Annotated in this window: 18 protein-coding genes and 1 riboswitch; of the genes, 13 read left to right on the top strand and 5 right to left on the bottom strand. The window is 68.5% G+C overall.

Going from position 1 to position 23,730, the window contains the following annotated elements:
* The first annotated feature begins 64 nt into the window (after positions 1-64).
* Positions 65-3,232: an efflux RND transporter permease subunit gene (locus ABD974_RS05305; RefSeq protein ID WP_345302252.1), complete on the top strand. Its 3,168-nt coding sequence runs from the start codon at positions 65-67 to the stop codon at positions 3,230-3,232.
* Positions 3,233-3,296: 64 nt separating this feature from the next.
* Here the strand turns inward: ABD974_RS05305 and bioD are convergent, their stop codons facing one another.
* The gene (gene bioD / locus ABD974_RS05300) at positions 3,297-3,983 is read right to left on the bottom strand and encodes a dethiobiotin synthase (protein WP_345302251.1); all 687 of its coding nucleotides are present in this window, start codon (positions 3,981-3,983) and stop codon (positions 3,297-3,299) included.
* 63 nt (positions 3,984-4,046) lie between these two features.
* On the opposite strand from bioD, the gene ABD974_RS05295 reads away from it, so the two are divergent.
* The 5 genes from ABD974_RS05295 (at position 4,047) to ABD974_RS05275 (ending at position 9,901) form a co-directional block, all read left to right on the top strand.
* Positions 4,047-4,541 carry a GAF domain-containing protein gene (locus ABD974_RS05295; RefSeq protein WP_345302250.1) on the top strand — a complete coding sequence of 165 codons (495 nt, stop codon included), beginning with the start codon at positions 4,047-4,049 and terminating at the stop codon, positions 4,539-4,541.
* A gap of 40 nt (positions 4,542-4,581) precedes the next feature.
* Entirely contained in the window at positions 4,582-4,953 is a 372-nt protein-coding gene (locus tag ABD974_RS05290) for a TfoX/Sxy family protein (protein WP_345302249.1), read from the top strand.
* A 46-nt stretch (positions 4,954-4,999) separates the two neighbouring features.
* Positions 5,000-5,232: riboswitch (cobalamin riboswitch) on the top strand.
* Between the two features lie 134 nt (positions 5,233-5,366).
* The gene (gene btuB / locus ABD974_RS05285; protein ID WP_345302248.1) at positions 5,367-7,247 is read left to right on the top strand and encodes a TonB-dependent vitamin B12 receptor; all 1,881 of its coding nucleotides are present in this window, start codon (positions 5,367-5,369) and stop codon (positions 7,245-7,247) included.
* A gap of 343 nt (positions 7,248-7,590) precedes the next feature.
* Positions 7,591-8,031: a hypothetical protein gene (locus tag ABD974_RS05280; RefSeq protein ID WP_345302247.1), complete on the top strand. Its 441-nt coding sequence runs from the start codon at positions 7,591-7,593 to the stop codon at positions 8,029-8,031.
* Positions 8,032-8,077: 46 nt separating this feature from the next.
* Complete coding sequence (locus ABD974_RS05275; protein ID WP_345302246.1) at positions 8,078-9,901, top strand: S8 family serine peptidase; 1,824 nt, start codon at positions 8,078-8,080, stop codon at positions 9,899-9,901.
* A gap of 6 nt (positions 9,902-9,907) precedes the next feature.
* Here the strand turns inward: ABD974_RS05275 and dinB are convergent, their stop codons facing one another.
* From dinB to glmS, 4 genes are all read right to left on the bottom strand, one after another.
* Positions 9,908-10,972: a DNA polymerase IV gene (gene dinB / locus ABD974_RS05270; protein WP_345302245.1), complete on the bottom strand. Its 1,065-nt coding sequence runs from the start codon at positions 10,970-10,972 to the stop codon at positions 9,908-9,910.
* A 62-nt stretch (positions 10,973-11,034) separates the two neighbouring features.
* A complete protein-coding gene (locus ABD974_RS05265; RefSeq protein ID WP_425562630.1) occupies positions 11,035-12,348 on the bottom strand; it encodes an amidohydrolase in 1,314 nt (437 codons plus the stop codon).
* A 99-nt stretch (positions 12,349-12,447) separates the two neighbouring features.
* Positions 12,448-13,569 (bottom strand): PLP-dependent cysteine synthase family protein, encoded by a 1,122-nt coding sequence (locus tag ABD974_RS05260; protein ID WP_345302244.1) that lies wholly within the window; start codon positions 13,567-13,569, stop codon positions 12,448-12,450.
* A gap of 79 nt (positions 13,570-13,648) precedes the next feature.
* The gene (gene glmS, locus ABD974_RS05255) at positions 13,649-15,526 is read right to left on the bottom strand and encodes a glutamine--fructose-6-phosphate transaminase (isomerizing) (protein ID WP_345302243.1); all 1,878 of its coding nucleotides are present in this window, start codon (positions 15,524-15,526) and stop codon (positions 13,649-13,651) included.
* 497 nt (positions 15,527-16,023) lie between these two features.
* Here glmS and ABD974_RS05250 point away from each other — a divergent pair, with 497 nt between their 5' ends.
* The 7 genes from ABD974_RS05250 to ABD974_RS05220 all read left to right on the top strand — a co-directional run bounded on the left by ABD974_RS05250 (position 16,024) and on the right by ABD974_RS05220 (position 23,697).
* On the top strand, positions 16,024-17,313 hold the full coding sequence (locus ABD974_RS05250; RefSeq protein ID WP_345302242.1) for an efflux RND transporter periplasmic adaptor subunit: 1,290 nt from the start codon (positions 16,024-16,026) through the stop codon (positions 17,311-17,313).
* A gap of 2 nt (positions 17,314-17,315) precedes the next feature.
* Positions 17,316-17,519, top strand: a complete 204-nt coding sequence (locus ABD974_RS05245; protein ID WP_345302241.1) for a hypothetical protein — start codon at positions 17,316-17,318, stop codon at positions 17,517-17,519.
* A gap of 81 nt (positions 17,520-17,600) precedes the next feature.
* Positions 17,601-18,329 carry an ABC transporter ATP-binding protein gene (locus ABD974_RS05240; protein ID WP_345302240.1) on the top strand — a complete coding sequence of 243 codons (729 nt, stop codon included), beginning with the start codon at positions 17,601-17,603 and terminating at the stop codon, positions 18,327-18,329.
* Positions 18,330-18,375: 46 nt separating this feature from the next.
* Positions 18,376-19,698 carry an ABC transporter permease gene (locus ABD974_RS05235; protein ID WP_345302239.1) on the top strand — a complete coding sequence of 441 codons (1,323 nt, stop codon included), beginning with the start codon at positions 18,376-18,378 and terminating at the stop codon, positions 19,696-19,698.
* Between the two features lie 58 nt (positions 19,699-19,756).
* Entirely contained in the window at positions 19,757-20,971 is a 1,215-nt protein-coding gene (locus ABD974_RS05230; RefSeq protein WP_345302238.1) for an ABC transporter permease, read from the top strand.
* A 55-nt stretch (positions 20,972-21,026) separates the two neighbouring features.
* Entirely contained in the window at positions 21,027-22,370 is a 1,344-nt protein-coding gene (locus ABD974_RS05225; RefSeq protein WP_345302237.1) for a sigma-54-dependent transcriptional regulator, read from the top strand.
* A gap of 13 nt (positions 22,371-22,383) precedes the next feature.
* Entirely contained in the window at positions 22,384-23,697 is a 1,314-nt protein-coding gene (locus ABD974_RS05220; protein ID WP_345302236.1) for a sensor histidine kinase, read from the top strand.
* Positions 23,698-23,730 lie beyond the last annotated feature (33 nt).

Below are 23,730 nucleotides of genomic sequence, written 5' to 3'. Positions count from 1 at the left end.
CGATGTCCGCCGCTCCGCCCGCCCCCACCCACCCTGCGCCGTCCGCGACGCACGGGAGAACGCGATGAAATTCACCGACATCTTCATCAACAAGCCCGTGCTCGCGGTCGTCGTCAGCCTGTTCATCATGCTGTTCGGCCTGCGCGCGTTCGACTCGCTCAACGTGCGCGAGTATCCGGAACTGCAGAACGCGGTCATCAACGTCAGCACCACGTACTTCGGCGCCGACGCGGACCTGATCCAGGGCTTCATCACCACGCCGCTGGAACGCGAGATCGCGAGCGCCGAGGGCATCGAGTACCTGACCTCGTCCAGCGCGGCCGGGGTCAGCACGATCCAGGCCTACATCCGCCTGGACCAGGATCCGAACGAAGCGCTGACCCAGATCTCCGCGAAGATCAACAAACTCCGCGGCCAGCTGCCGCAGGAGTCCGAGGATCCGGTCATCGATCTGCAGCAGGGCCAGCAGATCGCGGCGATGTACGTGTCCTTCGCCAGCGAACGGCTGGACAACAACCAGATCACCGACTATCTCACCCGGGCGATCCAGCCCAAGCTGGTCACCGTGCCCGGCGTGCAGCGCGCCGACATCCTCGGCGCCGGCTCGTTCGCGATGCGGGTGTGGCTGAAGCCGGACCGGATGACCGCGCTGCAGGTCACCGCCAGCGACGTCGACGCCGCGCTGCGCAACAACAACGTGCTGTCGGCGCTGGGTTCGACCAAGGGCCAGATGGTGTCGATCGACCTCACCGCGCGCACCGATCTGCGCACGGCTGAGGAATTCCGCAAGCTCGTCATCCGCGAGCAGGACGGCGCCATCGTCCGCCTGGGCGATGTGGCCGACGTGGCGCTGGGGTCGGAGAACTACGGCACCTCGGTGCGGATCAACGGCCAGGCGGCGACGTTCATGGCCATCTACGTCTCGCCGGACGCCAACGCGCTCGACGTGATCACCGCGGTGCGCAAGGTGTGGGATGCGGAGATCATCCCGCAGTTGCCCGAAGGCATGGTCGGCACGATTCCCTACGACAGCACCGAGGCGATCCAGGACGCCATCCAGGAAGTGATCTCGACGATCATCGAAGCGGTGATCATCGTGATCGTGGTGATCTACCTGTTCCTGGGCTCGTTCCGCAGCGTGCTGATCCCGGCGGTGACCGTGCCGCTGTCGCTCGTCGGCACGCTGTTCCTGATGCTGATCATGGGTTTCACCATCAACCTGCTGACCCTGCTGGCGATGGTGCTCGCGATCGGCATCGTGGTGGACGATGCGATCATCGTGCTGGAGAACATCCATCGCCACATCGAGGAGGGCATGAAACCCCACGAAGCGGCGCTGCGCGGCGCGCGCGAACTCGCGTGGCCGGTGGTGGCGATGACCACGACCCTGGTCGCGGTGTACCTTCCGATCGGTTTCCAGGGCGGCCTCACCGGCGTGCTGTTCACCGAGTTCGCGTTCACGCTGGCCGGTTCGGTGCTGCTGTCGGGCGTGATCGCGCTGACCCTGTCGCCGATGATGAGCGCGAAGATGCTCAAGCCGCACGACGAGGGCGGCAAGGGCCGGTTCGAACGCTGGCTCGACACGCGTTTCGACCGGTTGCGTCACGGCTACCAGCGCAGGCTGCATGGCGCGCTCGATACCAAGAGCGTGATCGCGGTGTTCGGCGCCATCGTCTTCGCTTCGTGCATCTTCCTGTACATGCAGTCGCCGAAGGAACCGGCGCCGCAGGAAGACCAGGGCTTCATCTTCTCCATCGGCGTCGCGGATCCCTCGTCGACGCTGGACTATGTCGAGCGCTATACCGAGGAAGTGAACGCGATCACCAAGGCAGTCCCTGAAGTCGAGAACTACTTTCTGTTCAACGGCGGCTTCGGCGGCGGCGGCGGTTCCAATACCGCCATCGCGGGCTTCGTGCTCAAACCCTGGAGCGAGCGCGACCGTTCGACCAAGCAGGTGCTGGAACAGTCGCTGCAGCCGAAGATCTCCGAAGTCACCGGTCTCAACGTGTTCGCGCTCATTCCCCCGGCGTTGCCCACCGCCGGCGGCGGCGGCACCGGCGGCGAGTTCGTGATCGGCGGCATCGGCTCGCTGGAGCAGTTGCAGGAATTGTCCGACGCGATCCTCGCCAAAGGCTACGCGAGCAAGCGCTTCATCTTCCTCGACAAGGATCTGAAGATCGACAAGCCGCGGATCGAGGTACAGATCGACCGCGACAAGGCGGCGGCGCTCGGCATCGACATGCGCACGCTCTCGGCGGACATGTCGGCGATGCTGTCGGGCGGCTACGCGAACCGGTTCGCGATGCAGAACCGATCGTACCGGGTCGTCGCCCAGGTGCAGCGCAGCGACCGCCTCAATGCGGAACAGCTCACCAATTACTACACGCGCACGCGCACCGGCGAACTGATCCCGTTGTCCACCATCGTCACCCTCAAGGAAAGCGCGCAACCCCAAGTGTTGAACCGTTTCCAGCAGCTGAACGCGGTGTCGATCATCTTCGCCCCGCGTCCCGGCGTGAGCAAGGGCGAGGCGCTGGCGGTGCTGGAGCAGGCGGCGAAGGAAGTCCTGCCGCAGGGCTACAGCGTCGACTACGCCGGCGAATCGCGACAGTTCAAGCAGGAAGGCACGACGATGCTGGTGACTCTGCTGTTTGCGCTGATCATCATCTTCCTGGTGCTGTCGGCGCAGTTCGAGAGCTTCCGCGACGCGTTGATCATGCTGATCACCGTGCCGATGGCGATCTGCGGCGCGCTGCTGGTGTTGAACGTGCTGGCGATCGCCAGCGGCATCCTCGGCATCAGCGGCATCGAGGCCTTCCCCGGGATGAGCATCAACATCTACACCCAGGTCGGCCTGGTGACGCTGGTCGGCGTGATCTCCAAGCACGGCATCCTGATCGTGGAGTTCGCCAACAAGCTGCAGATCGAGAAGGGTCTCGGCAAGCGCGAAGCGATCGAGGAGGCCACGGCGATCCGACTGCGTCCGGTGTTGATGACGACCGCGGCATTGGTCTTCGCGATGATCCCGCTGCTGATGGCCAGCGGCCCCGGCGCGGCCGCGCGTTTCTCGATGGGCATGGTGATCGCGTCGGGCATGACCATCGGCACCGCGTTCACGCTGTTCGTGCTGCCGGCGTTCTATCTGTATCTCGCCCGCGACCATGCGCACGACAAGGCGCGCGCTGCGGCCGGCGATGCGCCAGCGCCGGAGGCCCTGCCGCAACACGGCTGATCCCTTCGTGCATGCGATCCGGACAGGCGCGCTTCGGCGCGCCTTTCTTTTTGCGACGCCGCGATCAGAATCCCTGCGGCAATCGCAAATGCCGCGCCATCGCCCGCGCGTCCGCGCCGGGCGCATGCGGCAATATGCCGAGGCAGTGCGCCGGCAATGCATCGTTCAACAGACCGGTGTAGGCATCGCGCTCGGTGAAGGCCGGATCGACGCTGCTGCCGATCCAGCCGATCATCCGCACGCCATCGGCTTCGATCGCGCGCGCGGTGAGGCGCGCGTGATTGAGACAGCCCAGGCGCAGGCCCACCACCATCACGACCGGCAGATCGAGCCTGCGGACCAGATCGACCTGATCCAGCCCGTCGTCCATCGGCGCGGCCCAACCGCCCGCGCCTTCGACGACGACCGCATCGGCCTGCGCCGCAAGACGACGATAGGCGCCGTGCAGACGTTCGAGATCCACGTGCACGCCCATCGCGCGCGCGGCCAGTTGCGGCGCCGTCGCGAGCGCCAGTGCGTACGGGTTCACGTCGTCGTAGACCGGCGAGGGATCGCTGGCGGCCTGCAGCGTCAGCGCGTCCTCGTTGCGCAAACCGTCCGGCGTGGGTTCACAGCCGCTGGCGACCGGCTTCATGCCGACCGCGCGCAGACCGGCCATGCGCAGCCGGTGCACCAGGGCGGTCGCGGCGACGGTCTTGCCGACGCCGGTATCGGTGCCGGTGACGTAGAGGCTGCGTGCGGGCTGGGACATCGTCGGGCTCCGGAACGGAAGGCGCATGGTAATGCCGGGCGGCGGCGCTGCTACACTGGCTGCATGAGTTTCGCCGCCATTCCGCTTACCGGCAGCAAGCCGGAACAGTACGCCCAGCTCGCGGCCCAGGCCGAAGCCCTGCTCGCGGGCGAGCACGACCGCATCGCCAATGCCGCAAATCTGTCGGCGCTGGTGTACCACGCGCTGCCGGAACTCAATTGGGCCGGCTTCTATTTCTTCGACGGCACCGAACTGGTGGTCGGGCCCTTCCAGGGTCTGCCGGCCTGCGTGCGCATCGCGCTGGACAAGGGCGTCTGCGGCGCCGCGGCGCGCACGCGCACGACCCAGCGCATCGCCGACGTGCATGCGTTCCCTGGGCACATCGCCTGCGACGCGGCGTCGCGTTCCGAACTTGTCGTGCCGCTGGTGCGCGACGGTGCGCTGGTGGGTGTACTCGACCTGGACAGTCCGGTCCCGGACCGTTTCGACGTTGATGATCAGGCGGGTATCGAGGCCATCGCGGCGTTGTTCGTGCGCAGTCTGCGCACGGACGGCTGATGGACCGCTCGCCCCATCCCTTCTCCGAAGACACGAACGCATGAGCGCTCCGCTGAAACTCCGCAACATCGGTCCGAAAAGCGCGGCTTGGTTGCGCCAGGTCGGGCTGCGCACGGAAGAAGATCTGCGCGCGATCGGCGCGCTCGAAGCCTTCATGCGCGTCAAGCGCGCGGGCTTCAAACCCAGTCTCAATCTGCTGTATGCGCTGGAAGGCGCGCTGATGGGCTGTCATTGGCAGGAAGTGCCGGCCGAACGCCGCAGCGAACTGCTGGTCGCCGCCGACGCCGCCATCGCACTGCTGCCGCCACCGCGCGGCCGCCCCGCCGCCGCCCCGGTGACGACCACCCACCACGCCCGCGAAGACGCGGCGCCGGTGTTCAGCCTCTTCGACGAGCCCGACAGCGGCGACTGAGCCTGCTGCGCAGCCGCGCGACGCCGGCCGTCCACGCGGATCGGGTACACTGCGCGCGCTTCATGGTGACCCGCGGGCATTCGCCCCAGGGTTGAAACGGGAAGCCGGTGCGCGTCGTTTTCGACACGACGCAAGGCCGGCGCTGCCCCCGCAACGGTAAGTGCGTCAAGCCATCGCATCCGCCACTGTGGACATTGTCCGCGGGAAGGCGCGGTGGCCCGAACGGTCTCCGACCGTTCGCGCACGAGCCCGGAGACCGGCCAGGAAGTCCATGGTTGCGATGCGGAGGGCGTCGCGGCGATCACGTCGTTCGCCATGCCCTGCATGCCCGCCGGCCGCTCGCTGCCTGTTTCCTCCGTTCGCGACTCCTCCGCACTTTCTCACCGCGCGGGTGCGCGCGATGGAGTTCCCGAATGTCTTTCCGAAAATTTCCGCTGGCGCTTGCCGTGACCGCTGCGCTCGCGACCACCGCGTCCTTCTCCGCCGCCGCACAGGCCGATGACGACGCCGATGCGCTCGACGAGATCGTCGTCACCGCGACCCGGACCGCCGTCACCACCGACGCCGCCTTGGCGCCGGTCGAGGTGATCGATCGCGATGCCATCCAGCGCAGCCAGGCCGGTTCGCTCGGCGAACTGCTGCGCGGCCGCGCCGGCATCAATCTCAGCAACCAGGGCGGCATGGGCAAGCTCAGCACGCTGTTCGTGCGCGGCGCCGAATCCGATCACGTGCTGGTGCTGGTCGACGGCGTGCGCATCGGTTCGGCCACGTCGGGCCTGGCCTCGTTCCAGGACCTGCCGATCGCGTTGATCGATCGCGTCGAAATCGTGCGCGGTCCGCGCTCCAGCCTCTACGGCTCCGACGCCATCGGCGGCGTGATCCAGATCTTCACCCGCCGCGACCGCGGCGACGCGACCTTCCGTTTCCACCTCGGCGCCGGCAGCCATGGCCGTCGCGAGGGCGGGCTGGGCGTGGGCGGCGGCAGCCGCATTTCCGATGACGTCAGCGGCTGGTTCGGCATCGACGCCGGCTTGCAGCGCACCGACGGCATCGACGCCTGCCGCGGCGCGGGCTTTCCGGTCTTCGCCGGCTGTTTCGTCGATGGTCAGACCGATCGCGACGGTTACGAACAGCATGCCTTCTCGCTGCGCGGCGGCCTGAAGATCGGCGATTCCGTCGAACTGCAGGGCAACGCGCTGCACGTCAGCGGCCACAACGACTACGACGGCAGTTTCGTCGACAATTCCGACATCGTGCAGCAGGCGATCGGCGCGCAGCTGCGCTGGAAGGCGAGCGAAGCGTTCGACCTGAAGGTCTCGGTCGGCAGCAACGAGGATGCGTCCGACAACTTCCTCGGCAGCACCGCCAACGGCGATTTCGCCAGCCGTCGCGACAGCGCCTCGGTGCAGGGCGACTGGATGCTCGCCGAAGGCCAGTTGCTCACGCTCGGCCTCGACTGGCTGCGCGACCGCATCGACAGCGACACCCCCTACGATGAGACCCGTCGCGGCAACCGCGCCGCGTTCGCGCAGTATCAGGGCCGCTTCGGTGGCCACGATTTGCAGCTCGCGCTGCGTCGCGACGACAACGACCAGTTCGGTGGCGAAACCACCGGCACCGCGGCCTGGGGCCTGAGCTTCGCCGAACGCTGGCGGATCACCGCGAGCTACGGCACCGCGTTCAAGGCGCCGACCTTCAACGAGCTGTACTACCCGTTCTTCGGCAATCCGTCGCTGCGCCCGGAATCCTCGAAGACCGTCGAAGCGGGCATCGCCTGGCGCGGAGAGCGCACCGGTGTGCGTCTGGACGCGTTCGCCACCGATGTCGACGATCTCATCGCCTACGACGCTTCGCTGTTCCTGCCGAACAACATCGAGCGCGCGCGTCTGCGCGGCGCGGAGCTGCGGGTGGACAGCGAAGTCTTCGGCTGGACCGTGGCCGGCAGCGCGAGCTGGCTGGACTCCGAGAACCGCGCGCCGGGCCCGAACCACGGCAACGACCTGCCGCGCCGCGCCCGCGAGACCGCGCGGCTGGAACTGGACCGCGGCTTCGGCGCCTTCCGCCTCGGCTTCACCGGCGTGGCCGAGGGCGACCGCTACGACGACGTCGCCAACAGCCGCCGCCTCGGCGGGTTCGCCACCCTGGACGTGCGCGGCGAATACCGATTCGCCGACGACTGGACCCTGCAGGCGCGGGTCGCCAACGTCTTCGACAAGGCCTACGAGACCGCGGCGTTCTACAACCAGCCCGGCCGCGAGTGGTCGCTGATGCTGCGGTTCGCGCCGGCGCGCTGATCCGCGCGTCACCGGCGATCGGCCATGCGCCGGTCGCCGGTGGCGTCTCGACCTGAACGAGGGCCCGGTCCCGGCAACGCGCGGCCCTGCCGGCCGCCGGAGTCGGCCCGAATCGCGCTTGTGGGCGATTCTCGCCGCGTGATAAAACAGGCCACCGATTCCATCCCGCGGGCCGCACGCCGGCCCCTGCCCGGACCCCGTTCCGGCCCAGGGGCACCCCGGCCACGGGCCGGAACACGCAGGCTCCCTCCGCTTCGCACGCCTCATGCCCACGACCAGTCCATCCGCGAACCGATCGACGCTCTTCGTCGTGAGGCCCGCTTCCGCTTCCGCACCCTCCCCGATGGCGCGCCTGTCGCGCCTGAAGGAAGAGGCGCGGCTGCTCGACGCCGCGCCGCTGAAGGGCGGCCGGCGCGGTTGGGTGGTGCGCGTGGCCGGCAATGCGAAGAACCAGCGGCGGACCTGGGAGGCCCTGAGCAAGGAACTCGGCGAGAAGTTCAGCGTGATCCCCGCGTTGGGCGACGCCGACGGCGGCTACAGCTACCCCACCGGCTACCTGTCGCTGCGCTTCGAAGACGGCGCGACGCGCGAGCAATTGCAGGATGTCGCGCGCCACCACAATCTCAAACTCGTCCGCCGCGAACAGTTCACGCAGAAACAGGCGCTGTTCAAGCCGGAAAACGCGGCCGAGGCGTTCCTGCCGTCGCTGATCGACCAGATCGCCAGGGACAAGACGGTCGACGATGTCTGGCTGGACGCGGAAAGCGTCTACCAGCGAGGATGACCCCACGCCGGCGCATCGCCCGGCATCGACACGCAGGGACGAGCGCATGAAACGACAAGGCCCCCGACGCGACGCTGCGGCGTCCGTCGCGCGCCGCGCGAAGCGAATCGGGACACCGGATGCCGCGGCGACGCGGTCATCGATCGCGAGGATCGAATCGCCGTCGGCCGTCCCCACGAGCCCCGCACTCGAACATGTCTGCGCGCAGGAACTGCGCGAGACGGGCGAGGCCGCGATCGCCGACTATGTCCGCCGGATCTTTTTCCGTCTGCCCTGCCCTGCAGCGGAAGCCGCGCCGCAGCGTGCGGCGGGTCCGCGCGAGCGCGAAAAAGCGTGGGAGAGCGTCGCAGTCACCGAAGCCGGCGCCGTCTGGACCGCTCCCGGGGCGCCTCCGGCCGCGACGAACAACGTGGCGTTGGACGGCAGCGCGATGGACGGCGTGGCGATCTATCGCGAACGCAGCAGTGGCCTGCTGCAGGTGCTGCATCACGACATCCTGCTGCAGTTCGTGCCGACGCTCGATCTCGCCGCGCGCCGGCGTTTCCTCGATCATCACGATCTGCTGCCGAAATACAACGCCCGCCTCGGCGCCGCCCAGGTCGTCGTCTCGCCGCGCGATCCCGGCTGTCGCGGCGATGCGCTGATCGCGTTCGCCGACGCATTGAACCGGGATCCGCAGCTGGTCTTCGCGGCGCCGGACTTCGTCTCGCAGTTTTCCCGCAGCGCGCGCCGCGTCGTCGCCGACCAGCCCTCCGACGCACAGTGGCACCTGGCGCTGATCGGCGCCGCGGAGGCGTGGACGCACACCCGCGGCTCGCACGACATCACCATCGCGATCCTCGACGACGGCGTCGACATCGATCATCCCGAACTGTCGCCCAACATCCGCCGCCGACCGGTGCGCGGCGACAAGCGCGACCTCTGCGGCCGCGACTTCACCCTCGGGCCGCGGGCGGCCGGCCATTACGATCCGCGTCCGAAAGCCTTCGACGACGCCAACAACGACACGCTCTGGAACGACATCCACGGCACCGCCTGCGCGGGGGTCGCCGCCGGGACCGGGCCGCGGGCCTACGGCATCGCGCCGCAGTGCCGCCTGCTGCCGGTGAAGATCTTCCGTGCGCTGCCCAGCGCCGTCGATCCGCACGGCGAGCACGCCATGGCGCGCGACAGCGATGTCGCGGCCGCGATCCGTTACGCCGCGCTCGTTGCCGGCGCCGACATCCTGTCGTGCGCGTGGGCCGGGCCCGATCGCCTCGCACGGGCGCTGGCGCCCGCCTTCCGCGACGCGCGCCGAGACGGCCGCGGCGGGCGCGGGACCATCGTGGTCTGCGCGGCGGGCAACCATGCGCAGAAGCGGGTCGCCTATCCCGCCTCCGACGACAGCGCGATCGCGGTCGGCGCCTCCACCGACGCCGATGCGCTGGCCCGCTATTCCAACACCGGGCCGGAATTGTGCGTGGTCGCGCCGTCCGACGGCGGCAAGCGCGGGATCTTCACAACCGACGTGTCCCTCCCCGGACGCGGCTACAACCCCGGCGACGACGCCAGGGGTGGCGCCGACGGATTGTTCTGCAACAACTTCAGCGGCACCTCTTCGTCGACCGCGCTGGTCGCCGGCCTCTGCGGCCTGCTGCTGTCGCTGAAGCCGGCGATGACGCCCGACGACGTGCGCGCGGTGCTGACCTCGACCGCGAAGAAGATCGGGCCGGCCTCGGCGTACAAAGCGAACGGACATTCGAACCGCTACGGCCACGGCCGCATCGACGCCGCGAAGGCCGTAGCCGCGACGCAGGCGTGGGTGCCGGCGGCGAAAACGCCGGCGAAGAAACAACCGGCGAAGCCGCGCACGGCGCCGAAAAAGACCTGACCGGCCTCAGAGATCGAACAACGCCGGCTGCGGCGGCAGCGCATCCCGGTCGCGAAAGCCGCCGAGGCCCACGCCGACCAGCCGATAACGCGTGCGCGCCGGCAAATCGACGCGGTCGCGCAGCGCGAGCGCGATGTCCGTGAACTGCTGCAGCGACGCAGGCGGCGTTTCCGGCGTGTGGCTGCGGGTGAGGATGCGGAACTGCGCGGTCTTCAGCTTCAGCACCACGGTGCGGCCCACGCGCTCGGTCTTCCGCGACGCCTCCCAGGTTTTCCCGGCGAGGCGGAGGATCGTCGGTTCGATCTCGTCGATCGGCACGTCGCGCTCGAACGTGTCCTCGGACGAGATCGACTGCACCGGCTGATCGGGTTCGACCGGACGCTCGTCGATGCCCTGGGCGCGCGCGTGCAACCGCAGCCCGAAACTCCCGAATTCGCGCTGCAGCCGCTCCGCACCGAGCATGCGCAGCTCACCGACCGTGCCGACACCCAGCGCCGCGAGCTTTTCCTGCATCACCTTGCCGACGCCGGGGATGCGGCCCACCGGCAGCGGCGTGAGGAAATCGAACGCCTGCTGCGGACGGATCACGAATTGCCCGTCGGGCTTGTTCCAGTCCGATGCGATCTTGGCGAGGAACTTGTTCGGCGCGATGCCGGCCGACGCGGTCAGCTGCGTCTCTTCGCGGATCTGCGCGCGGATGATCTCCGCGATCGCGGTCGCGCTGGGCAACGCGACCTTCGGTTCGGTGACGTCGAGGTAGGCCTCGTCCAGCGACAGCGGTTCGATCAGATCGGTATGACGCGAGAAGATCTCGCGCACCTGCCGCGACACCGCCTTGTAACGCGCGAAATCCGGCGGCACGAACACCGCCTCCGGGCACAACCGTTCAGCGCGCACCGCCGGCATCGCCGAACGCACGCCGAACCTGCGCGCCTCGTACGAGGCCGCGCAGACCACCGACCGCGCGCCGCGCCACGCCACCACCACCGGCCGTCCGCGCAGCGACGGATCGTCGCGCTGTTCCACCGACGCGTAGAACGCGTCCATGTCGATGTGGATGATCTTGCGCATCGGTCTGCGGTCGATTCCGGAATCGAAGGGTGCAAGAAACCAGCCGCCATGCGGCGCCGCTCTCAGGGCGTATCCCGACCCAGATAGTCCAACGCCACCTGCAGCATCGCCCGGCTGCCGACCTGCAACGACTGTTCGTCCAGCAGGAATTGCGGCGAATGATTGATCGGCGCCTTGGCCGGGTCGATGCCGGGGGCGGTGGAGCCGACGAAGAAGAACAGCGTCGGCGCCACCGTCGCGTACTGCGAGAAATCTTCAGCCACGGTCACCAGCGGCATTTCCAGCACGTTGTCCGCGCCCAGCGCGCGCGCCAGCGAGGCGCGACCGCGCTGCGCCAGCGCCGCGTCGTTGATCGTGGCCGGCGCGTTGTTGACGACCTGCAGCTCGGCGCTGCCGCCGCCGGCATGGGCGAAATCCTCGGCGGTGCGGCGGAAACGCGCGATCACGTCTTCGCGCACCGCGGGATCGAACGTGCGCAGCGTGCCCACCAGCTTCGCTTCGTCGGGAATGATGTTGAAACGCACGCCGCTCTGGAACTGTCCGGCGGTCAGCACCACCGGCGTGGCCGCGATGTTGACCTGGCGCGCGATGATCGACTGCGTGCCCAGCAGGATCTGCGCGCCGATGGTGATCGGATCGACGCCATCCCACGGCCGCGAGCCGTGGGTCTGCCTGCCGCGCACGATCAGCGTCCATTCGTCGGCGCTCGCCATCACCGGGCCACTGCGGATGCCGACCTTGCCCACCGGCAAACCGGCCCAGACATGCAGGCCGAACACCGCCTGCGGTTTGAATCCGGAAAAGATGCCCTGCTCCAGCATCAGCGCAGCGCCGAACGGCTGACCGGCCTCGGGCGGGCCTTCCTCGGCGGGCTGGAACACGAACATCACCTCGCCCGGAAGCTGGTCCTTGACCGCCACCAGCGCCGAGGCCACGCCCAGCAGCATCGCCACATGCGCATCGTGACCGCAGGCGTGCATCACGCCGACCTGCTGACCGCGATATTCGCCCACGACTTTGGAGGCGAACGGGAGGCCGGTCTGTTCGGTGACGGGCAATGCGTCCATATCGGCACGGATGGCGATCCGCGGGCCGGGCTTGCCGCCCTTGAGGATCGCGGTCACTCCGGTGGAGGCGATGCCGACGCGCGGCTCCAGGCCCAGCGCACGCAGCTGATCGGCGACGAGCCTCGCGGTGCGCACCTCATGCGTCCCCAACTCCGGATGCTGGTGCAGGTCGCGCCGCCATTCCACGATCTTCGGCTGAAGCTGCTGCAGCGCCCGCGCGGCGTCGGTGTCCTGCGCATGCGCGTGGGCGCCGCAGCCGAACAGCAGGGCCATGGCGAGGGGCAGGTGCGTGCGGCGGGCGAAGGTCATGCGGGCTGATCCGGGCGGGAAGACCGGATGGTAGCGCCCGGGCAAGCGCACAGGAACCGTGCATCCTGCTGCCATCGATCGGATTCCTGCTGCAGGATGTCAGCAGACTTCCGGCGCCCGCTCCAGCCAACGAACATCGAGTATCGACGCCGCATCGCCGGAAACCGCGCGGGCGATGATCGCGTCGGATCCGAGCGTGTCGATGCCCTGCTCCACGTACCAGGCCGGGTTGTAGTAGCTGTGCGAATAACGTTCGCCGCCGTCGCAGAGAATGCTGACGATGGAGCCGGTACGGCCCTCGCGGCGCATGCGTTCGGCGGCGGCGAGCACGCCGACGACATTGGTGCCGGTGGAACCGCCGACGCGGCGGTCGAGGGCGTCGCTGACGTGGCGCATCGCCGCGAGGCTGAGCGCGTCCGGCACCTTCACCATCGCGTCGATGCAGGCGGCGATGAAGCTGCGCTCGACCTTCGGCCGGCCGATGCCTTCGATGCCCGAGCCGCAGGCATGGGTGAGGTCGTGCCGCGGATGTCCGCGCAAGGCGCCGGCGAAATGATCGTAGAACACCGAATGCTCTGGGTCGGCGCAGAGCACGCGGGTGTCGTGGCGGCGATAGCGCACGTAGCGCCCCAGGGTCGCGCCGGTGCCGCCGGTGCCGGGACTGCAGACGATCCAGGTCGGCACCGGATGCGGTTCCTGCGCCATCTGCACGAAGATCGATTCGGCGATGTTGTTGTTCGCGCGCCAGTCGGTGGCGCGCTCGGCGTAGGTGAACTGATCGAGGAAATGACCGCCGGTCTCGCGCGCCAGCCGCTCGGATTCGTCGTTGATCGACGCGGGATCGTCGACGAGATGGCAGCGGCCGCCGTGGAATTCGATCGCGCGGATCTTGTCCGGGGAGGTGCAGGCCGGCATCACCGCGATGAACGGCAAACCGAGCAGACGTGCGAAATACGCTTCCGACACCGCGGTCGAACCGCTCGACGCCTCGATCACCGGCGCGCCCGCGCGCAGCCAGCCGTTGGCCAGCGCGTACAGGAACAGCGACCGCGCCAGACGATGCTTGAGGCTGCCGGTGGGATGGCTGGATTCGTCCTTGAGATACACGTCGATGCCCGGGAAACCGGGCAACGGCAGCGGGATCAGGTGGGTATCGGCCGACCGGTTGAAGTCGGCCTCGATCCTGCGGATGGCGGAAGCGGTCCAGGCGCGTTGCGGCATGTTTCTCGATTCTGATGGGAGAGTCGAATGCGACGGTCGGATGCGACGACGCGCGGTCCGCGCGAAGCGACGCGGCCGATTACTCCACCGTCACCGACTTCGCGAGGTTGCGCGGTTTGTCCACGTCGGTGCCGCGGGCCAGCGCGGCGTGATACGCGAGCAACTGCACCGGGATCGCGTGCACGATCGGCGACAGCACGCCGACGTGGCGCGGGGTTCGGATCACGTGCACGCCCTCGGATTCGCTGAAGTGGCTGTCGGCGTCGGTGAAGACGTACATTTCGCCGCCCCGCGCGCGCACTTCCTGGATGTTGGACTTCACCTTCTCCAGCAGGCTGTCGTTCGGCGCGATCACCACCACCGGCATCGCCGCGTCCACCAGCGCCAGCGGGCCGTGCTTCAGCTCGCCGGCCGGATAGGCTTCGGCGTGGATGTAGGAGATTTCCTTGAGCTTCAATGCCCCTTCAAGGGCGATGGGATAGTGGATGCCGCGGCCGAGGAACAGCGCATGCTGCTTCGGCGCGAAGCGCTCCGACCACACCGCGATCTGCGGCTCGAGATTCAGCGCGTGCTGCACGCTGCCGGGCAGATGGCGCAGGGCGTCGAGCAGTTCGGCTTCCTGTTCCGCCGACAGCCGTCCCTGCACCTTCGCGATCGTGGCGGTCAGCGCGAACAGCGCGACCAGCTGGGTGGTGAAGGCCTTGGTCGACGCGACGCCGATCTCGGCGCCGGCGCGGGTGTAGAACACCAGCCGGCTGGCGCGCGGAATCGCGCTTTCGGGCACGTTGCAGATCGACAGAGTCTTGTCGTGGCCGAGCGACTTCGCGTACTTCAGCGCTTCCATCGTGTCGAGGGTTTCGCCCGACTGCGAGATCGTCACCACCAGCTGGCGCGGATTGGCGACGACCTTGCGATAGCGGTACTCGCTGGCGATCTCGACCGTACACGGCAGACCGGTGATCGCCTCGAACCAGTAGCGCGCGGTCAGCCCGGCGTAATAGCTGGTGCCGCAGGCGAGGATCTGCAGGCCGTCGATGTCGCGCAGCAGCGCATCCGCATCCTTGCCGAACAGTTCCGGCGTGAAACCGCCGCTGTCGACGATCGCCTCGATGGTGTCGGCGATCGCGCGCGGCTGCTCGTGGATCTCCTTCTGCATGAAATGGCGGTACGGGCCGAGTTCCAGCGAGGCCAGCGACACGTCGGAGACATGCACGTCGCGCTGCACTTCGGCATCGTGGCCGTCGAACACGCGCACGCCGGCGCGGGTGACGTCGGCGGTATCGCCTTCTTCAAGAAAGATGACCCGGCGGGTCGCCTGGATGATGGCCGACACGTCGGAAGCGATGAAATTCTCGCCCTCGCCCAGACCGACCAGCAGCGGGCAGCCCATGCGCGCGCAGACCATGCGCTCCGGTTCCTTGCGGCTGATCACCGCCAGCGCGTAGGCGCCCTCCAGTTCCTTGACCACGCGCTGCAGCGCGCGCAGGAGGTCGTCGCCCCGGGTGAGGTAGTGATGGATCAGGTGGGCGATGACTTCGGTATCGGTCTGCGACTCGAACACGTAACCGAGCGCACGCAGGCGTTCGCGCTGCTGCTCGTGGTTCTCGATGATGCCGTTGTGCACCAGCGCGACGCCGTGACTGATGTGCGGATGGGCGTTGCCTTCGGTGACGCCGCCGTGGGTGGCCCAGCGGGTGTGGCCGATGCCGAGGCCGGCGGAGAAGCCTTCGCTGGCGGCGGCGCTTTCCATCTCGGCGACGCGGCCGGTGCGGCGCACGCGACGCACGTCGTGCGTGTCGTCGGCGTCATTCCCGTCGGCAGCGTTCGCATCGACGGCTTTCGAATCCACGATCGCGATGCCGGCCGAGTCGTAACCGCGATATTCGAGCCGCTTCAGGCCTTCGACCAGTACCGGTACCACATCGCGATCCGCGATCGCGCCGACAATGCCGCACATACGTTGGGAGTCCTCGTTGGGTCTGTTCGGAGCCGCGGAACGCGCGGTTCCGGGGGTGCAGCAGGGGTTGGCTAGAGCGTGTTATGCCCTTTTTCATATGCCGCGAAGGCCGTCTGCGGGCCTGAGCCAAGGCGCGCGCCGCGGCCAAGGCTGGTGGCCTTGGCAAGGTGCGCAACGCCGGATCGGGCCCGCAAACGGCCTTCCCTTCGGGTTGCGCCCCTGTGGCGCCGATCCTGCGGCCCGCGACTTGCCTTGGCCACCAGCCAAGGCTGCGTCACGGAACCTTGTCTCGGCGCCACAGGCTGCGCAACGCGGCATATGAAAAAGGGCATAACACGCTCTAGTGTAACGGCGAAACCCGGCCGGAGCGTCCGCGCGGACACGTCCGGACAGCGCGCGGACATCTTTTTGCCGCCACAAATCCCAACGAAAACAATCTGTTGCGATTGGCACGCAGCTTGCATGGAGCATGGGCAAACCCCACCAGCGTCCGCCCCATGAGCATCCGCGACACCTCCGCACAGGACCGCACCCTCGCCACGCCGGCCGCGACCGCGAAACGCCGCCGCTGGCTGGTGGCCGGCGCACTCGCGCTCGGCCTCGGCGGCGCCATCGTCGCCACCCTTTCCGCCTGGAACGCGGGCGGCCGCTCGGTCGACGCCAAGCGCCTGCGCATCGCCGAAGTCCGGCGCGGCGATCTGGTGCGCGACCTGTCGGCGGAAGGCCGGGTGATCTCCGCGAACAGTCCGACCCTCTACACCATCGCCGCCGGCACCGTGACCCTGCAGGTCGTCGCCGGCGACGTGGTGAAGAAGGATCAGGCGCTGGCCGAGATCGACAGCCCCGAACTGCGCAGCCGGCTGGCGCAGGAAGAAGCGACGCTCGCCAGCCTGGAAGCCGAAGCGGCACGCGCCGAACTCGACGGCGAACTGACCCGCGCCAACGCGCGCAAGCTGCTGGATCAGGCCACGGTCGACCGCACCGCCGCGGTGCGTGATCTGGAGCGCAACCGTCGCGCCTACGAAGGCGGCGCCGTCGCCCAGGTGGACGTGGCCCGCGCGCAGGACCAGTTGAAGAAGGCCGAGCTCGCGCTCGCGGCCGCGCAGCAGGAATTCACCCTGCAGGGGCGCGGCGCCGGCATCGACAGCCGCAACAAGCGGCTGCAGGCCGATCGCCAGCGCGCGGTGGTGGCCGAACTGCAGCGGCAGGTCGACGCGCTGACCCTGCGCGCGCCGTTCGACGGCCAGATCGGCCAGCTGATGATCGCGCAGCGCGCCAACGTCGCCGCCAACGCCCCCGTGCTGAGTCTGGTGGACCTCTCGGTGTTCGAGGTCGAGATCAAGGTGCCGGAAAGCTTCGCCCGCGATCTGGGCATCGGCATTCCCGCCGAGATCGTCGCCAACACCGGTGCCGGCGGCGGCACCTTCGCGGCCGCGATCTCGGCGGTGTCGCCGGAAGTGGTGAACGGCGAAGTGGCCGCGCGCCTGCGCTTCAAGGACACGCAGCCGCCTGGCCTGCGCCAGAACCAGCGGCTCAGCGCGCGGATCGTGATGGATACGCGGCGCGACGTGCTCAACGTCGAGCGCGGCCCGTTCCTGGAACAGGGCGGCGGGCAGTCCGCCTACGTGATGGACGGCGACATCGCCGTCAAGCGCCGGATCCGCACCGGCGTCAGCAGCCTCGGCGCCGTCGAGATCCTCGATGGCGCGAACGCCGGCGACCGCATCGTGGTCTCCGGCAGCGACCAGTTCGGCGACGCCGAACGCATCCGCATCTCCGGAGAATGATCATGCACAGCGCCCCCGACGATTTCCCCTTCCCGCCGCACTGGAACGCCGACGAACTGGCCGCCGCGGTGCGCCTGCCGCTGCCGCCGCTGCATACCTTCGATTTCGCGCCGTCGGCCAACGACGACGCACCGCACCGGCCGCGACGCGACGCGGGCTTCCTGCCCGCATCGCCGCTGCCGTCGCATTTCCGCATCGGCGGCTGAGGCGCGCTCCCGCTCCCTGGCGCCATCGCCCACAACGAACATCGCGGCCGACGCCGCGCCCACGACACTCCGGAGTTTCCCATGCTGCACATGCAAGGCGTCACCAAGGTCTATCGCACCGAACTGGTCGAAACCCACGCGCTGCGATCGCTCGACCTGCACGTCCGCGACGGCGAATTCGTCGCGGTCACCGGGCCGTCGGGTTCGGGCAAGACCACGTTCCTCAACATCGCGGGGCTACTGGAAGAATTCACCGGCGGCAGCTACCTGCTCGACGGCGAGGACGTGAGCAAGCTCGGCGACGACGCGCGCTCGAAGCTGCGCAACCGCAAGATCGGCTTCATCTTCCAGAGCTTCAATCTCATTCCGGACCTGAACCTGTTCGACAACGTCGACGCGCCGCTGCGCTATCGCGGCATGTCGTCGTCGGAACGCCGGCAGCGCATCGAGGAAGCCCTGACCCGGGTCGGGCTGGGCTCGCGCATGCGCCACTATCCGTCTGAGCTGTCCGGCGGCCAGCAGCAGCGCGCCGCGATCGCCCGCGCCCTCGCCGGCAGCCCGCGCCTGCTGCTCGCCGACGAACCCACCGGCAACCTCGACTCGCAGATGGCGCGCAGCGTCATGGAGCTGCTGGAAGAGATCAACAGCCAGGGCACCACGATCATCATGGTCACCCACGATCCCGAACTGGCCGCGCGCGCGCAGCGCAACGTGCACATCGTCGACGGCATGGTCACCGACCTGCGTTCCGAACCGGCGCTGGTGAGCGCGCGTCCGGCGACCGCCGGCGTCGCGCAGTCCGACGCCTGACCGACCGCGCGACCGCGCATCCCGAGACCGACTTCCGGAGCACGCCATGTTCGGCTATTACCTCAATCTCGCCTTCCGCAGTTTCAGGCGCAACCGCGCGCTGACCGCGCTGATGGTGCTGGCGATCGCGCTCGGCATCGGCGCCAGCATGACCACGCTGACCGTGTTCCACGTGCTGTCGGGCGATCCGATTCCGCAGAAGAGCGACAAGCTTTTCTATCCGCGCATCGACCCGCGCGGCAAGACCGGCTTCACCCCCGGCGACGAGCCCGAATGGCAGATGTCGCGCTACGACGCCGAAGCGCTGCTGCGCGACGCGAAGGGCGACCGCCAAGCGATCATGAGCGCGGGCAACGTCGCGCTGGTCCCGGACAAGGCCGGCCTGGATCCGTTCTACGTCAGCTCGCGCTTCACCACCGCGGATTTCTTCCCGATGTTCGACGTGCCGCTCGCCGAAGGCCGCGCCTGGACCGCGGCGGAAGACAAGGCGCGCGCACGGGTGGTGGTGATCTCGAAGGAACTGAAGGAAAAGCTCTTCGGCGACGCCGCCGCGATCGGCAAGACCCTGCGCCTGGAAGAGCACAGCTTCAAAGTGATCGGCGTGCTCGACACCTGGAAGCCGACACCGCGGTTCTACGACACCTCGCAGAGCCAGTTCGGCAGCGACGAACAGCTGTTCGTGCCGTTCTGGACGTCGCGCGACGTCGAGATGTCGCCCAGCGGCAACATGAACTGCTGGGGCACCAGCAGCGACCCGGACAACGACGACAAGGAAGGCAACTACGGCATCAACGCGCGCTGTTCCTGGCTGCAGTACTGGGTGGAACTCGACACGCCCGCGAAGGCCGCGGCCTATCGTGCCTATCTCGAGAACTATTCCAACCAGCAGCGCGCCGCCGGCCGGTTCGAGCGCCCGAACAACGTCCGTCTCGACGACGTGATGGCCTGGCTGGACGTCAACGGCGTCGTGCCCGCGGATGTGCGCCTGCAGAGCTGGCTGGCGTTCGGCTTCCTGTTCGTGTGCCTGCTCAACACCATCGGCCTGCTGCTGGCGAAGTTCCTGCGCCGTTCCGCCGAGATCGGCGTGCGCCGCGCGCTGGGCGCCACCCGTCGGAGCATCTTCCAGCAGTATCTGGTGGAAGCCGGGGTCATCGGTTTGGCCGGCGGCGTGCTGGGCATCGCCCTCGCCCTGCTCGGCCTGTGGGCGGTGCGCCAGCAACCGACCGATTATGCCGCGCTGGCGAGCATCGACGGCACGATGTTGTTCGCCGCGATCGGCCTGAGCCTGGCGGCGAGCCTCGTCGCCGGTCTGCTGCCCGCATGGCGCGCCTGCCAGATCGCACCGGCGATCCAGCTCAAGTCGCAGTAACCGCCCCCATCCCGGCCTTCCCCCGCGCGCGGGGGAAGGCGATATCGCCGAGGTTCCCATGGATATCCGTCCCATCCTGTCCACGCTGCGCCGGCACAAGACCGCATCCGCGCTGATCGTGCTCGAAATCGCGCTCAGCTGCGCGATCGTCTGCAACGCGATGTTCCTGATCGGTTCGCGCATCGAGCGCATGGATCGTCCGACCGGCATGGCCGAGGACGAGATCGTGCGCATCAACACCGCCGGCATCGGCAGCAGCGACGACGCCGACGCCCGCTACAAGGTCGATGTCGCCGCGCTGCGCGCGATTCCGGGCGTGAAGGCCGCCACCACCACCAATCACGTGCCGTTCGACAACTCTTCCTGGAACACCTCGGTCAGCATCAAGCCGGATCAACCCAATCCCAGCCTCAACACCGCGACCTATCTCGGCGACGAACAACTGCTGCAGACCTTCGGCGCGCGCATCGTCGCCGGTCGCAATTTCCTTCCCGGCGAGTATCTCGACTGGGGACAGATGGAAGGCGCGGACGTCGCGGTTCCCGCGGCGATCGTGACCCGCGCGATGGCGGAGAAGCTGTATCCCGGCGAGAGCGCGATCGGCAAGCTGCTGCACGACAGCTGGGGCAGCAAGCCGATTCCGATCGTGGGCGTGGTCGACACGCTGATCCGGCCGAACGACAACGAAGGTCCGGCCGGCGCCTACTACTCGATGGTGCTGCCGATCCGGCCCACCTTCGGACGTTTCGCCCTGCGCACCGAGCCGACCCGCCGCGACGAAGTGCTCAAGGCCGCGGTGGCGAGCCTGAAGCGCACCAATCCGAACCGCATCATCCTCGACGAGAACAGCTTCTCCGACGTGAAGGCGAAGTACTACCGCCAGGACAAGGCGATGGTGTGGCTGCTGGGCGCGGTGTGCGTCGCGCTGCTGGTGGTGACCGCGCTGGGCATCGTCGGCCTCGCGAGCTTCTGGGTGCAGCAGCGCACGAAGCAGATCGGCGTGCGTCGCGCGCTGGGCGCGACCCGCGGCCAGATCCTGCGCTATTTCCAGACCGAGAATTTCCTGCTCGCCACGCTCGGCATCATCCTCGGCATGCTCGGCGCCTTCGGCCTGAACCAGTTGCTGATGACCCATTACGAACTGCCGCGGCTGCCGGCGTATTACCTGCCGATCGGTGCGGTGGCGCTGTGGCTGCTCGGCCAGATCGCCGTCTTCGGTCCGGCCCGGCGCGCGGCGGCGGTGCCGCCGGCGATCGCCACGCGCAGCGTGTGACGCGCGCGGCGAACCGCCACCGCGTCAACCCCGACCGATTCGCTAGACTGCGCACATGCCGACCATCCTCGTCATCGACGACAACCCCGCGGTCGCCACCGCGCTCGAGACGCTGTTCTCGCTGCACGACATCGACACCCGCACCGCATCCAGTCCCCAGGCCGGGCTGGACGCGCTCGCGGAGGCGCCGGTGGATCTCGTGGTGCAGGACATGAATTTCGAGGCCGACACCACCTCCGGCGAAGAAGGCGAAGCGCTGTTCCGCGAGATCCGCGAGCGACATCCGGATCTGCCGGTGATCCTGCTCACCGCATGGACGCATCTGGCGTCCGCGGTGGAGCTGGTGAAGGCCGGCGCCGCCGATTACCTCGCCAAGCCGTGGGACGACCGCAAGCTGATGGCGACGGTGAACAATCTGCTGGAACTGTCGCAGACGCGCCAGCAGCTGGCGCGTCGCGATGCCGGCGATCGGCGGCGCCGCGAAGCGCTCGACGAATACGATCTGCGCGGTTTCATCCATGCCGATGCGCTCACCGGCGCGACCCTGCAACTGGCCTGCCAGATCGCACGTTCCGATCTGCCGGTGCTGATCACCGGGCCGAACGGCAGCGGCAAGGAACGGCTCGCGGAGATCGTGCACGCGAACTCGGCGGTGCGTCACGCCCCGTTCGTGGCCCTGAACTGCGGCGCGCTGCCCGCGGATCTGATCGAAGCCGAACTGTTCGGCGCCGAGGCCGGCGCCTACACCGGCGCGAACCGCGCACGCGAAGGCAAGTTCGAGGCCGCGGACGGCGGCACCCTGTTCCTCGACGAAATCGGCACGCTGCCGTTGGCCGGGCAGGTGAAACTGCTGCGCGTGCTCGAAACCGGGCAGTTCCAGCGCCTCGGCAGCAACCGCGAGCGCACGGTGAAGGTGCGCGTGGTCAGCGCGACGAACGCCGATCTGCCGGCGCTGATCGCCGCGGGCCAGTTCCGCGAGGATCTGTACTACCGGCTCAACGCGATCGAAGTGCGCCTGCCGGCGCTGGCGCAGCGCCCGGACGACATTCTGCCCCTCGCACGGCATTTCCTGCCGGCAGACAAGAGCCTCGATGCCTCGGCCGAGCGCGCGCTCCTGGCGCATCGCTGGCCCGGCAACGTGCGCGAACTGCGCAACACCATCCAGCGCGCGGCGCTGCTGGCGCGACAGCCGCGCATTGCGGCGGCCGACCTCGGCCTGCCCGCGCCCGTCGCATCGGCCCCGTCGACCACGGCCGATGCCGCGGAACCGGATCGCCCGGCGATCGAGGCCGCGCTTTCGCGCGCCGGCGGCGTACTGGCGCAGGCCGCGCATGACCTGGGGATGTCGCGGCAGGCGCTGTACCGGCGCATCGAGCGCCTCGGCATCGCCCGCGACTGACGGGCCCACGACGATGCAGATCCTCCGCGTGCTACCGCTGGCGATCCGCCTGATCGTGCTGGCCGTGCTCGGTGTCGTGCTCGCGGCGGCGGCCACCGCGCTGCTGATGCGCTGGATGCCGGACTGGGCCGCGACCCTGGTCGCCGCGACGATCGTGGGCACCCTCATCGGCAGCATCATCTGGCGCACGGTCGCGCCGATGCGTGCGCTGTTCCGCGCGCTGGCCGGCACCGTCGCCAGTTATCGCGATGGCGATTTCAGTTTCGGCATCACCTGGGACAAGTACAGCGATCTGGTGGAACTGGTCAACGCGCACAACGCGCTGGGCGATGCGCTGCGCGACCAGCGGGTGTCGCTGGTGCAGCGCGAGCTGCTGCTCGACACGATGGTGCAGAACACGCCGGTGGCGATGACCCTGGTCGACGAATCGGAGCGCATCGTGCTGGGCAATCTGGCCGCGCGCAAACTGCTGGGCGAAGGCCGCAGGCTGGAAGGCCGGAGTTTCCCGTCGATCCTCGAACGCGTGCCGCAGGCGCTGCGCGATGCGTTCGAACGCGGCGGCGACGGCATCTTCGCGGTCGGCGACGAGGACAACGAGGAGATCTTCCATCTCTCGCGCCGCGGCTTCCGCCTCAACGGCCGCCGCCACGAACTCATCCTGCTGCGCCAGCTCACCGCGGAACTGCGGCGGCAGGAAGTGCAGACCTGGAAGAAGGTGATCCGGGTGATCAGCCACGAGCTCAACAATTCGCTGGCGCCGATCGCTTCGCTCGCGCACTCCAGCGCCGAGTTGCTGAAGCGCGGGCAGTTGGAACGCCTGCCGATCGCGCTGGCCACCATTGAGGAGCGCGCGCGCCATCTCGAAGGCTTCATCCGCGACTACGCGCGCTTCGCCAAACTGCCGGCGCCGCGACTGGAACCCCTGGAATGGGAGCGATTCCTCGCGCAGTTGCGCAGCCAGGTGGAATTCGCCTGGAACGGCCAGCACGGCGACGGCGTGGTCCAGGCCGACGCCGCGCAACTGGAACAGGCGATGCTGAATCTGGTCAAGAACGCGCACGAATCCGGCTCGCCCGCGCACGAGGTGCAACTGCTGCTGCGCCGGCTGCCGGAGCAATGGCGGATCGACATCCTCGACCGCGGCACCGGCATGAGCGACGCGGTGCTGGCGCAGGCGCTGCTGCCCTTTTATTCGACCAAGCGCCACGGCACCGGACTGGGGCTGGCGCTGACCCGCGACATCGTCGAAGCCCACGGCGGCCGCATCGCGCTGCAGAACCGCGATGGCGGCGGGCTGTGGGTGAGCCTGACGCTGCCGGCGCGGTGATGTTCGGGCAACGCTCTTTGTAGGAGGGGCTTC

Origin of the sequence: Lysobacter hankyongensis, assembly GCF_039543145.1 — a bacterium.
Lineage (GTDB): Bacteria > Pseudomonadota > Gammaproteobacteria > Xanthomonadales > Xanthomonadaceae > Lysobacter_I > Lysobacter_I hankyongensis.
This window is presented reverse-complemented; position numbering and strand designations above follow the sequence as displayed.